12 protein-coding genes are annotated in these 11,528 nt (G+C 67.7%); all 12 read left to right on the top strand.

From position 1 onward, the window contains the following. The first annotated feature begins 49 nt into the window (after positions 1-49). The 12 genes from AB6807_RS01480 (at position 50) to grpE (ending at position 11,445) form a co-directional block, all read left to right on the top strand. Positions 50-1,027 (top strand): TRAP transporter substrate-binding protein, encoded by a 978-nt coding sequence (locus AB6807_RS01480; RefSeq protein ID WP_116908005.1) that lies wholly within the window; start codon positions 50-52, stop codon positions 1,025-1,027. A gap of 142 nt (positions 1,028-1,169) precedes the next feature. Further along, a complete protein-coding gene (locus tag AB6807_RS01475; protein WP_116908006.1) occupies positions 1,170-1,658 on the top strand; it encodes a TRAP transporter small permease in 489 nt (162 codons plus the stop codon). 2 nt (positions 1,659-1,660) lie between these two features. After that, positions 1,661-2,956 (top strand): TRAP transporter large permease, encoded by a 1,296-nt coding sequence (locus tag AB6807_RS01470; protein WP_116908532.1) that lies wholly within the window; start codon positions 1,661-1,663, stop codon positions 2,954-2,956. 36 nt (positions 2,957-2,992) lie between these two features. Continuing rightward, positions 2,993-4,567: a galactarate dehydratase gene (garD, locus tag AB6807_RS01465; protein WP_371083243.1), complete on the top strand. Its 1,575-nt coding sequence runs from the start codon at positions 2,993-2,995 to the stop codon at positions 4,565-4,567. Between the two features lie 42 nt (positions 4,568-4,609). Continuing rightward, entirely contained in the window at positions 4,610-5,371 is a 762-nt protein-coding gene (locus AB6807_RS01460) for an SDR family NAD(P)-dependent oxidoreductase (protein ID WP_116908008.1), read from the top strand. 82 nt (positions 5,372-5,453) lie between these two features. Beyond that, positions 5,454-6,434: a tripartite tricarboxylate transporter substrate binding protein gene (locus AB6807_RS01455; RefSeq protein WP_116908009.1), complete on the top strand. Its 981-nt coding sequence runs from the start codon at positions 5,454-5,456 to the stop codon at positions 6,432-6,434. Between the two features lie 11 nt (positions 6,435-6,445). Continuing rightward, a complete protein-coding gene (locus tag AB6807_RS01450; RefSeq protein ID WP_371083242.1) occupies positions 6,446-7,516 on the top strand; it encodes a lactonase family protein in 1,071 nt (356 codons plus the stop codon). Between the two features lie 57 nt (positions 7,517-7,573). Beyond that, positions 7,574-8,581 (top strand): Bug family tripartite tricarboxylate transporter substrate binding protein, encoded by a 1,008-nt coding sequence (locus tag AB6807_RS01445; protein ID WP_371083241.1) that lies wholly within the window; start codon positions 7,574-7,576, stop codon positions 8,579-8,581. A 136-nt stretch (positions 8,582-8,717) separates the two neighbouring features. Continuing rightward, the gene (gene asd, locus AB6807_RS01440) at positions 8,718-9,569 is read left to right on the top strand and encodes an archaetidylserine decarboxylase (protein WP_116908012.1); all 852 of its coding nucleotides are present in this window, start codon (positions 8,718-8,720) and stop codon (positions 9,567-9,569) included. 241 nt (positions 9,570-9,810) lie between these two features. Then, positions 9,811-10,272 carry a winged helix-turn-helix transcriptional regulator gene (locus AB6807_RS01435; RefSeq protein ID WP_371083240.1) on the top strand — a complete coding sequence of 154 codons (462 nt, stop codon included), beginning with the start codon at positions 9,811-9,813 and terminating at the stop codon, positions 10,270-10,272. Between the two features lie 86 nt (positions 10,273-10,358). Next, a complete protein-coding gene (locus AB6807_RS01430) occupies positions 10,359-10,709 on the top strand; it encodes an FKBP-type peptidyl-prolyl cis-trans isomerase (protein WP_116908013.1) in 351 nt (116 codons plus the stop codon). Between the two features lie 163 nt (positions 10,710-10,872). Further along, complete coding sequence (grpE, locus tag AB6807_RS01425; RefSeq protein WP_116908014.1) at positions 10,873-11,445, top strand: nucleotide exchange factor GrpE; 573 nt, start codon at positions 10,873-10,875, stop codon at positions 11,443-11,445. The last annotated feature ends 83 nt before the right edge of the window (positions 11,446-11,528 follow it).

Raw genomic sequence — 11,528 nt, 5'->3', positions numbered from 1 at the left:
CGGCACGGCGCACCCCTTTCGACAACCACCAAAGCAGAGGATGAGACAAATGAAATTCACCAAGACCCTTATCGCAATTTCCGCGTGCGCCGCAGCCGCGCTGACCACATTGGCTGCACACGCCACCGAGTTCCGTTCGGCCGACATCCACCCCGACGACTACCCCACCGTGACCGCGGTGAAGTTCATGAGCGAGCGCCTGAAGGCGCTGTCGGGCGGCAAGCACAGCATCAAGGTGTTCAACAACAGTTCGCTCGGCAGCGAGAAGGACACTATCGAGCAGACCAAGATCGGCGCGTTGCAGATGGTGCGCGTGAACATCGCGCCCATGAACAACATCTGCGCCGAGACGCAGGTGCCGACCATGCCCTTCCTGTTCCGCTCGGTGGACCACCTGCACAAGGTGCTGGACGGCCCCATCGGCGAAGAGATCCTGAAGTCGTGCGAGAAGCAGGGCTTCGTGGGCCTGGCCTACTACGACAGCGGCGCCCGCTCGATGTTCACCGCCAAGAAGCCGGTGCGCAGCTTCGCCGACATGAAGGGCCTGAAGGTTCGCGTGCAGCAGTCCGACCTGTGGGTGTCGATGCTGGAAGCCATGGGCGCCAACGCCACGCCGATGCCCATGGGCGAGGTGTACACGGGCCTGAAGACCGGCCTGATCGACGCGGCGGAAAACAATTACCCCACCTACGAGAGCGCCCGCGCCTTCGAGGTGGCCAAGTACTACAGCAAGACCGAGCACTCGATGGCCCCCGAGATGCTGCTGTTCTCCAAGCGCGCGTGGGACAAGCTTTCCCCCGAAGAGCAGGGCTGGATCCGCCAGGCCGCCAAGGAGTCGGTGCCCTACATGCGCAAGCAGTGGGAAGAGCGCGAAGTGAAGTCGCTGGCCACGGTGAAGGCCGGCGGCGCCGAGATCATCGAAGTCGACAAGGCCCCGTTCCAGGCCGCGATGAAGCCGGTGTACGACAAGTTCATCACCGACGCGAAGCTCAAGGACCTCGTGAAGCGCGTGCAGGACACGAAGTAAGCAAGTCGGTCCGTTGAATTGGCTCCTTCCCCTGCCGGGGGAAGGTCGGGAGGGGGGCACGACGGCGCGGGAACAGCTGCGCCGCCTGCCCCCACCCCTGCCCTCCCCACAGGGGGAGGGAGAAAGACAAAGAAGAACTCACATGTACACCAAACTTTGCCGCACCCTCGCCCGTGCCTGCATGTGGTTGGGCATCCTCGGTCTCGTCGCGGTGATCTGCGCGGTGAGCTGGCAGGTGTTCGGCCGCTACGTGCTCAACAACACCCCCACCTGGGCCGAAAGCCTGGCGCTGCTGCTGGTCATCTACGTCACGATGTTCGGCGTGGCCGTGGGCGTGCGCGACGCGGGCCACATCGGCCTGGAGTCGTTCCTGGTGCTCGCGCCCGACTGGCTGCGCCTGAAGATGGAATACCTCATCCACGTGCTGATCCTGACCTTCGGGCTGGCCATGGCCTGGAACTGCGCCTCGCTCGCCGAATCGGTGTGGGACTACCGCCTGCCCACGCTGTGGATCTCCGAGGGCTGGAAATACGTGCCCGCCTCGCTGGCCGGCGTGCTCATCGTGATGTTCTCCATCGAGCACATCATCGCCCTGGCCCAAGGCCGCGAAGTCGAACCCTCGTGGGCATGACCATGACCATTCCTCTTCTCATTCTTTGCCTTTCCTTCACGCTCTTCCTGCTGCTGGGCGTGCCGGTCGCTTTTTCCATCGGGCTGTCGGCCCTGGCCACGCTGCTGTATGAAGGCCTGCCGCTGGCGGTCGGCTTCCAGCAGATGACCTCGGGCATGGGGATCTTCTCGTTCCTGGCCATTCCGTTCTTCATCTTCGCGGGCGAGCTGATGCTCTACGGCGGCATCGCGGACCGCATCGTCAACCTGGCGCGCGACCTCGTGGGCCATGTGCGCGGCGGCCTGGGCATGTCGAACGTGGTGGCCTGCACGCTGTTCGGCGGCGTCTCGGGCTCGCCCGTGGCGGACGTCTCGGCCATGGGCGCCGTGATGATCCCCATGATGAAGAAGGAGGGCTACCACGCCGACTACGCGGTCAACGTGACGACGCACGCGGCGCTGGTCGGCGCGCTGATGCCGACCAGCCACAACCTCATCATCTATTCGCTCGCGGCGGGCGGCAAGGTGTCGATCGCGGCGCTGATCCTGGCGGCGCTGCTGCCGGCGGCCGTGCTCACCATCAGCAACCTGGCGGCCGCCTACCTGGTGGCGGTGAAGCGCGGCTACCCGGCCGGCAGCTTCCCGGGCTGGACGATCGTGGGGCGCTCGTTTGCGGCGGCGCTGCCGGGCCTGTTCATCGTGGTGCTGATCCTGGGGGGCATCCTGTCGGGCATCTTCACGGCCACCGAGTCGGCCGCCGTGGCGGTGCTGTATGCGCTGGGGCTGACCATCTTCGTGTACCGCACGCTGAAGTGGGAGCACTTCATCAAGGCGGCGTCGAAGGCGGTGCGCACCACCGGCGTGATCCTGCTGCTGATCGGCATCTCGAGCACCTTCGGCTACCTCATCAGCCTGTACGGCGTGGCCGAGCTCACGGGGCAGATGCTGTCGCAGGTGACGAGCACGCCGTGGGTCATCTTCCTGCTGATCAACATCATCCTGTTCGTTCTGGGCACCTTCCTGGACATGGCCGCCACCATCCTGCTGTGCACGCCCATCTTCCTGCCGATTGCCCAGCACTACGGCATGACCTCGGTGCAGTTCGGCATCGTGATGCTCATCAACTGCGCGCTGGGGCTGAACACGCCGCCCGTGGGCACCACCCAGTTCGTGGGGTGCGCCATCGGCGGGGTGTCGGTGGGCACGGTGATGCGCACCATCTGGCCGTTTTACGGGGCATTGATCTTTGCGCTGGGCGTGGTCACATTCGTGCCTGCGTTCTCGACCTGGCTGCCCAGCATGTTCATGGTCGTGAAGTAAGCACAGCAGGCCCGAGCACGCCCCGAGGAACCCACGATGACAGAAACCATGCGCCCACCGCACCGCATCCGCATCCACGCCGCGGACAACGTGGCCATCGTCGCGAACGACGGCGGCCTGAAGGCAGGCACGGCGTTCAGCGACGGCCTCGTGCTGGTGGACACCGTGCCCCAGGGCCACAAGGTGGCGCTGGCCGACCTGGCCGAGGGCGACGCCATCGTGCGCTACAACGTGGTGATCGGCTACGCCCTGAAGGCGCTGCCGCGCGGCAGCTGGGTGCACGAGCGCGTGATGCGCATGCCCACCGCGCCCGGGCTCGACGGCCTGCCCATCGCCACCGTGAAGCCCCCCGCCCTGGCGCCGCTGGAGGGCTACACCTTCGAGGGCTACCGCAACGCCGACGGCTCGGTGGGCTCGCGCAACATCCTGGCCATTACCGAAACGGTGCAGTGCGTGGCCGGCGTGATCGACTTCGCGGTGCAGCGCATCAAGGCCGAGCTGTTGCCCAAGTACCCGAACGTGGACGACGTGGTGGGGCTGGCGCACGGCTACGGCTGCGGCGTGGCCATCGACGCGCCCGACGCGGTGGTGCCCATTCGCACGCTGCGCAACATCAGCCTGAACCCGAACTTCGGCGGCGAGGTGATGGTGGTGAGCCTGGGCTGCGAGAAGCTGCAGCCCGAGCGGCTGCTGCCGCCGGGCAGCATCCCCATCGTCGACCGGCGCGGCGAAGCGGCGGGCAGCGACGAACTCGACGTGGTCTGCCTGCAGGACGACGAGCACGTCGGCTTCATGTCGATGATCGATTCGGTCATGCGCCAGGCCGAGCAGCACCTGGTGCGCCTGAACGCGCGCCGCCGCGAGACCGTGCCCGCCAGCGAGCTGGTGGTGGGCGTGCAGTGCGGCGGCAGCGACGCCTTCTCGGGCGTGACCGCCAACCCGGCCGTGGGCTTCTGCACCGACCTGCTGGTGCGCGCGGGCGCCACGGTGATGTTCTCGGAAGTGACCGAGGTGCGCGACGGCATCGACCAGCTCACCTCGCGCGCGGCCACGCCCGAGGTGGCGGCCGCCATGATCCGCGAGATGGCCTGGTACGACGCCTACCTGGAAAAGGGCCGCGTCGACCGCAGCGCCAACACCACGCCGGGCAACAAGAAGGGCGGGCTGTCGAACATCGTCGAGAAGGCGATGGGCTCCATCGTCAAGTCGGGCTCGGCGCCCATCACCGGCGTGCTGGCGCCCGGCGAGAAGGTGGCGCAGAAGGGCCTCGTCTACGCGGCCACGCCGGCCAGCGACTTCATCTGCGGCACGCTGCAGCTGGCCGCGGGCATCAACCTGCACGTGTTCACCACCGGCCGCGGCACGCCCTACGGGCTGGCCGAGGTGCCGGTCATCAAGGTGGCCACGCGCAGCGACCTGGCGCGCCGCTGGCACGACCTGATGGACGTGAACGCGGGCCGCATCGCCGACGGCGAGGCCAGCATCGAGGACATCGGCTGGGAAATGTTCCACCTGATGCTCGACGTGGCCAGCGGCCGCAAGAAGACCTGGGCCGAGCACTGGAAGCTGCACAACGCGCTGGTGCTGTTCAACCCGGCGCCGGTCACCTGAACCCATTCCCTGCAGAACACACACCACACACGGAGCACGCAAATGGAAGACCTCAAGGACAAGGTGGCCCTCGTCACCGGCGCCAGCACCGGCATCGGCGCGGCGGTGGCCATCGCCTTCGCCGCGCGCGGCATGCGCGTGGCGGTGCACTACAACAGCTCGGTCGCCGAGGCCAACGAGGTGGTCGAGACCATCCGCGCGGCCGGCGGCGCCGCCGTGGCCGTGAAGGCCGACGTGCGCGACACGGGCGCCATCCGCGACTGCGTGAAGCAGGTGGTGGACGAGTTCGGCCGCATCGACGTGCTGGTGAACAACGCCGGCAGCCTGGTCAAGCGCGTGCCCATCGCCGAGTTCGACGACGCGCTGTTCGACGAGGTGATGCACATCAACGCACGCTCGGTACTCGCCTGCTGCCGCGAGGTGGTGCCGCTGATGCGCGCGCAGGGCGGCGGCAACATCATCAACGTGACCTCGGTGGCCGCACGCACCGGCGGCGGGCCCGCGGCCTACCTGTACGCGGGCGCCAAGGGCTTCGTGAGCACGGCCACGCACGGGCTGGCCAAGGAGCTGGTGGGCGACCGCATCCGCGTGAACGCGGTGGCGCCGGGCGTCATCCAGACGCCGTTCCAGGACCGCTTCTCGACGCCCGCGATGCTGGAGAACTTTCGCGCCGGCATCCCGATGGGGCGCCTCGGCACGGCCGAGGAGTGCGTGGGCGCCTTCCTGTACCTGGCTTCGGAGCAGCTCTCGGGCTACGTCACCGGGCAGGTGCTCGAGGTGAACGGCGGGCAGTACATGCCCTGAGCCGCGCCCTGAGCCACGCTCCGAGCGCGCTCCCCTGCTTTCACTTTTCAGCTTTCAAAGATCAACAACGGAGACAACGAAGATGACGACGAAATTCCTGCGCAAGTTCGCGGCCCTCACCGGCGCGGCCTGCATCGCCTTCGGCCTCGCGGCACCAGCCGCCCAGGCCGCCGGCAACGACTACCCGAACCACACGGTCGAGCTGATCGTGCCCTACCAGCCCGGCGGCGGCACCGATGCGCTGGCCCGCGCCTTCGCCGACGCGAGCCGCAAGCACATGTCGGAAAGCATCGTCATCGTGAACCGCCCCGGCGCGGGCGGCGCCATCGGCTGGAACGAGGTGATCCATTCGCGCCCCGACGGCTACAAGCTGGCGGTGCTCACGGTGGAGCTGCTCACGCTGCCGCACCTGGGCCTGGCCAAGTTCAACTACGACGACTTCCAGCCGATCGCGCAGCTCAACGCCGACCCGGCCGCCATCACGGTGAAGGCCGACTCGCCCTACAACACCATCGAGGAATTCCTGGCCGCGGCCAAGAAGAAGCCCGGCGAAATGGGCGTGGGCAACTCGGGCACCGGCTCGATCTGGCACCTGGCGGCCTCGGCGCTCGAAGACAAGACCGGCGCCAAGTTCAACCACATTCCGTTCCAGGGCGCCGGCCCGGCCGTGCTGGCGCTGCTCGGCGGGCACGTCGACGCGGTGGCCGTGAGCCCGGCCGAGGTGTCGACCTACGTGCAGGCCGGCAAGCTGAAGATGCTGGTGCTGATGGCCGACAAGCGCATGGCCGCCTTCGACAAGGTGCCCACCGCCAAGGAGCGCGGCATCGACATTTCCATCGGCACCTGGCGCGGCCTCGGCGCGCCGAAGAACACGCCGCCCGAAGTGATGGCCAAGCTGCGCGACATCGCCGCCAAGACGGCCAAGGAGCCGCTGCTGCGCGAGGTGATGGACAAGCAGAACCTGGGCTACGTGTACACCGACGGCGCCGCCTTCAAGGAAACGCTGGCCAAGGACAACGACTACTTCAAGGCGCTGATCACCAAGCTGGGCATCAAGCCCTGAGCGGCGCAGCGATGAAGACGACCATCGCATCGCTGCTGTGGCTGGCCGCGGCCGCGCCGGCCCCGGCGCTCGCCGCAACCTGGGTGTACGTGTCGAACGCGGACAGCCAGGAGATCTCGGTGCTGGAGCTCGACCGCGCGCAAGGGTCGCTCAAGCCCGTGCAGACGCTGAACGTCGGCGGCACGGTGATGCCGATGGTGGTGAGCCGCGACAAGCGCGTGCTGTACGCCGCGCTGCGCTCGCAGCCGTTTCGCGTGACGGCGCTGTCCATCGACGGCGCCAGCGGCACGCTGCAGAAGCTCGGCGAGGCGCCGCTGGCCGACAGCATGGCCAACATCGACCTGGACGCGAGCGGCCAGTGGCTGTTCGCGGCCTCGTACCAGGGCGGGAAGATCACGGTGAACGCGGTGGGCAAGGACGGCACGGTCGGCCCCATCCACCAGCTGATCCAGACCGGGCCGAACGCGCACGCCATTCACGCGGACGCCAGCAACCGGTTCGTGCTCGCGACCAGCCTGGGCGCGGACAACGTCTCCAGCTGGCGCTTCGACGCGCAGAAGGGGCTGCTGTCGCCCAACGATCCGCCGCTGACCGCCACCGCCGCCAAGTCGGGCCCGCGCCACTTCGTGTGGGACAAGGCGCAGCGCTACGTCTACCTGCTCGACGAGCTCGACGCGGGGCTGCACGTGTACGCCTGGGACGCCGCGCGCGGCACGCTGAAGCTCGCGCAGAGCACCACCACGCTGCCCGCCGGCTTCACCGGCAAGCCCTGGGCCGCCGACCTGCACCTGACGCCCGACGGGCGCTACCTGTATGCGTCGGAGCGCACGTCGAGCACGCTGTCGGCGTTCAAGGTCGATGGCACAACGGGGCAGCTGCAGCCGCTGGGCTTCACGCCGACCGAGAAGGGGCCGCGCGGTTTCGCCATCGACGCGAGCGGGCGCTACCTGATTGCCGCGGGGCAGGAATCGAACGGCATCTCTCTGTATGCCATCGACCCCGACACCGGCGCGCTGGGCAAGCCGCAGCACCTGGACGTGGGCAAGAACCCGAACTGGATCGAGATCGTCGACGTGCCGTGACGGGGCTGCACCCAACCCGCACGGCGCCACCACCCAAAACCATAAGGAGACATTGACATGCAACGCCGCACCCTCATTCGCACCGCCCTCGGCGCCTCGCTCGGCTCCGCGTTCGCCGCCGGGCTTCCCGCCGCCTTCGCGCAGGGCAGCAACAGCTGGCCCACGGGCAAGGCCATCACTTACCTCGTGCCCTTTCCGGCCGGCGGCACCACCGACGTGCTGGGCCGCCTCATCGCGCAGAAGCTGGGCCCGGTGCTGGGCACCAGCGTGATCATCGACAACAAGGGCGGCGCCGGCGGCAGCGTGGGCTCCGAGGTGGGCGCGCGCGCCGCGCCGGACGGCTTCACGCTGGTGGGCGGCACCATCAGCTCGCACGCCATCAACGTGAGCCTGTACCCGAAGATCGGCTACGACCCGATCAAGTCGTTTGCCCCGGTAACGCTCATCGGCACCAACCCGGTGGTGCTGGTGGTGAGCCAGTCGAGCCCCTACAAGACGCTGAAGGACGTGATCGCGGCCAGCAAGGCCAAGCCCGGCGGGCTCTCGTCGGCCTCGGCGGGCACGGGCACCTCGCAGCACCTGGCGCTGGAGCTGCTGGCCTTCAAGTCGGGCGTGAAGTTCACGCACATTCCCTACAAGGGCAGCGGCCCGGCCATCCAGGACGCGATCGGCGGGCAGGTCGACATGATGTTCGACACCACCGTGGTGGCGGGCCCGCACATCCAGAGCGGCAAGCTGCGCGCCATTGCGGTCACGTCGTCGAAGCGCCTGGCCTCGATGCCCGACGTGCCCACGGTGGCCGAGTCGGGCGTGCCGGGGCTGCAGGACTTCGAGGTGGTGTCGTGGCAGGCCATCTTCGTGCCCGCGGGCACGCCGGCGCCGGTGGTCGACAAGCTGCACACCGAGATCCGCAAGATCCTGGCGACGCCCGAGATGCAGGACAAGCTCAAGGGCTTCGGCATGGAGCCGACCGACCTGAGCACCACGCAGATCGCCGCGTTCCAGAAGACCGAGGTGGACAAGTGGGCGCAGGTGATCAAGGCGGCGGGCATCAAGGCCGACTAGCTTCGGGCGCGCGGCGCGCCCGAAGCGGCGGCGGGGCCGGGAAACCAAGGGAAGCTTCCTACGCCCCGGCGCGGGAGCGCTTTATAGAATGCCCCTCCCGACCCCGATTCCAATTCCAATTCCAGGCCCTCCCCACGTGTCCGACCGCTCCGCCGTACTGCCCCAATACCTGTTCCCGAAACAGGCACTGACCAATTTCGCCGGCTGGGTCGCGGGCAAGGAGCGGGGGGCTGTCACGACGTGGATCATCCGGCGCTTCGTGGCCAAGTACGACGTGAACATGGGCGAGGCGCTGGAGTCGGACGTCGAGTACTACAAGAGCTTCAACCAGTTCTTCACGCGCGCGCTCAAGCCCGGCGCCCGCCCGCTGGCGCAGGCCGACCTGGTGTGCCCGGTGGACGGCGCGATCAGCCAGTTCGGCCCCATCGAGGGCGACCAGATCTTCCAGGCCAAGGGCCACAACTACACGACCACGGCGCTGGTGGGCGGCGACGCCACGCTGGCCGCCAAGTTCGCGCACGGCAGCTTCGCCACGCTGTACCTGAGCCCCAAGGACTACCACCGCATCCACATGCCCTGCGACGGGCGGCTGGTGCGCATGATCCACGTGCCGGGCGACCTGTTCTCGGTGAACCCGACCACGGCGCGCGGCGTGCCCGGCCTGTTCGCCCGCAACGAGCGCGTGGTGTGCGTGTTCGAGTCGGCGCAGGGCCCCTTCGTGCTGGTGCTGGTGGGCGCCACCATCGTGGGCAGCATGGCCACGGTGTGGCACGGCGTGGTGAACCCGCCGCGCGTGGGCGAGCTGCGCGAGTGGAGCTACAACGACCAGCAGATCGACATCCGCAAGGGCGACGAGATGGGCCGTTTCTTGCTCGGTTCCACCGTCGTCATGCTGTTCCCCAAGCCGCCCGTGGCGTTCAACCCGGAATGGTCGCCGGGCCGCGCGATCCGCCTGGGCGAGGCCATGGCCAACTATGCCGGCGTTTGACCGGTCTGCAAGTGCGGTTCATCACGCCGTTCGTGACACCGTTTTGTGACACCAATTTGTGAGGCTTTGTCTCACAACCCGCATGCAGCATGCGCCGACAGCTATAAAACTAGTAGCATCCTCTTCCTTTGCGATATAGTCGCCGGCCGACGAGACGGCCCTGGACGGTCAGAAACGGTCCAGCCCCAACCACAAGAACGCGAGGCCCGGTGGCTCGCCCAGCTTCGAGGAGATGATGTCGATGAGTACCAAGGAAAACGCTGCCGTCAGCCAGCTGCTCGCCCTGCTCGAAGCCCGCTACGCGCTGCGCGTGCTCTGGGCCCTGCGCGACGGCCATGCCCAGACCTTTCGCCTGCTGCAGGACAGCGTGGGCGGCATCACTCCCAACACGCTGAACACCCGCATCAAGGAACTGCGCGAGGCCGGCATCGTCGGCCACGGCAGCGACGGCTACAGCCTCACGCTCAGCGGGCAAGACCTGCTCAAGCGGCTGTCGGACCTGCAGGCCTTCGCCGGCAAGTGGCAGCTGGGGCAGCTCAAGAAGGCGGCGGCGCCGGTCGTTCCAGCAGCTACGGCCGCTGCGCCAGCTACAGCCCCCGGGACCAATGCGCCAACCGCGCCGGCCGCAACCGAGCCCCCCGCCACCACGGCGGCGCCTGCTCCCACACCCGCGCCGCCCGCCGACGACACCGGCACCCGCTGACCGACGACAGGCCGGCGCCGCCCGGCCTCGGTAAACTCCGCGCCTTCGATTCAATTTCACACCCATCGACGCAAGGAGCGTTTCCCATGCCTACCACCCCCTCCGGCCTGCAATACGAAGACACCGAAGTCGGCACCGGTTCCGAAGCCAAGGCCGGCCAGCACGTGCATGTGCACTACACCGGCTGGCTCTACAACGACGGCGTGCAAGGCGCCAAGTTCGACTCCAGCCGCGACCGCAACGACCCGTTCGCGTTCTCGCTGGGCGCCGGCCAGGTCATCAAGGGCTGGGACGAAGGCGTGGCCGGCATGAAGATCGGCGGCAAGCGCACCCTGATCATCCCCGCGGCCCTGGGCTATGGCGCCCGCGGCGCCGGCGGCGTGATTCCCCCGAACGCCACGCTGAAGTTCGACGTCGAGCTGCTCGACGCACACTGAGTTTGCGCAAAACGGCTTGAAAGGCCCGATTCCGGGCCTTTTTCATGTCCAACCGGCCCTGAAACGGGCCTTTTCAGCGCATTTCTTCGCTTGAAATGCCCTGGGCCAGCCCCAAGTGGCTGGCTATCGTTTGTTTTTCCGGCTCACGCCGGTTCTTTGAAAAATGACTGACCCGCAACAATCCGCACAGAATTCGCAAATGCTGCAAGGCGAGCCCAGCCCCGAAGAACTGGAGGCCGCGCAAGCCGCCAACGAAGCCGATGCCCTCGCCGCCCTGGCACAGGCCCAAGGCGAACTGGCTGCCCTGCAGGCCAAGAACACCGAACTCGCCGACCAGTACCTGCGCGCCCAGGCCGACGTGCAGAACGCCCGCCGCCGCGCCGACGACGAGATTACCAAGGCCCGCAAGTTTGCCGTCGAGGCCTTCGCCGAAAGCCTGCTGCCCGTGACCGACAGCCTGGAAGCCGGCCTGGCCATCAAGGACGCCACTCCCGAGCAGATCCGCGAAGGCGCCGAAGCCACGCTGCGCCAGCTGAAGAGCGCGCTCGAACGCAACAAGGTGATCGAAGTGGCGCCCGCCGCCGGCACCAAGTTCGACCCGCACCAGCACCAGGCCATCTCGGTGGTGCCCGCCGACCAGGAACCCAACACCGTGGTCACCGTGCTCCAGAAGGGCTACACCATCAACGAGCGCGTGCTGCGCCCGGCGCTGGTGACGGTCAGCGCACCCAAGTAATCACGCAAAGACGCGAACCGCGCACACAAGATTCCCACAGGAAATCCCCGCATCGTCCACTTGAATCGCGACGGGTTATCCAC

Source organism: Variovorax sp. RCC_210 (assembly GCF_041355175.1).
Taxonomy (GTDB): Bacteria; Pseudomonadota; Gammaproteobacteria; order Burkholderiales; family Burkholderiaceae_C; genus Variovorax.
The sequence above is the reverse complement of the archived record's forward strand: the minus strand, read 5'-3'. Positions and strand labels throughout refer to the sequence as shown.

Bases quoted from the DNA above. Each gene is read 5' to 3' on its own strand.
- AB6807_RS01480 (WP_116908005.1), top strand. From the start codon at position 50: ATGAAATTCACCAAGACCCTTATCGCAATTTCCGCGTGCGCCGCAGCC.
- AB6807_RS01475 (WP_116908006.1), top strand. From the start codon at position 1,170: ATGTACACCAAACTTTGCCGCACCCTCGCCCGTGCCTGCATGTGGTTG.
- AB6807_RS01470 (WP_116908532.1), top strand. From the start codon at position 1,661: ATGACCATTCCTCTTCTCATTCTTTGCCTTTCCTTCACGCTCTTCCTG.
- garD (WP_371083243.1), top strand. From the start codon at position 2,993: ATGACAGAAACCATGCGCCCACCGCACCGCATCCGCATCCACGCCGCG.
- AB6807_RS01460 (WP_116908008.1), top strand. From the start codon at position 4,610: ATGGAAGACCTCAAGGACAAGGTGGCCCTCGTCACCGGCGCCAGCACC.
- AB6807_RS01455 (WP_116908009.1), top strand. From the start codon at position 5,454: ATGACGACGAAATTCCTGCGCAAGTTCGCGGCCCTCACCGGCGCGGCC.
- AB6807_RS01450 (WP_371083242.1), top strand. From the start codon at position 6,446: ATGAAGACGACCATCGCATCGCTGCTGTGGCTGGCCGCGGCCGCGCCG.
- AB6807_RS01445 (WP_371083241.1), top strand. From the start codon at position 7,574: ATGCAACGCCGCACCCTCATTCGCACCGCCCTCGGCGCCTCGCTCGGC.
- AB6807_RS01435 (WP_371083240.1), top strand. From the start codon at position 9,811: ATGAGTACCAAGGAAAACGCTGCCGTCAGCCAGCTGCTCGCCCTGCTC.
- AB6807_RS01430 (WP_116908013.1), top strand. From the start codon at position 10,359: ATGCCTACCACCCCCTCCGGCCTGCAATACGAAGACACCGAAGTCGGC.
- grpE (WP_116908014.1), top strand. From the start codon at position 10,873: ATGACTGACCCGCAACAATCCGCACAGAATTCGCAAATGCTGCAAGGC.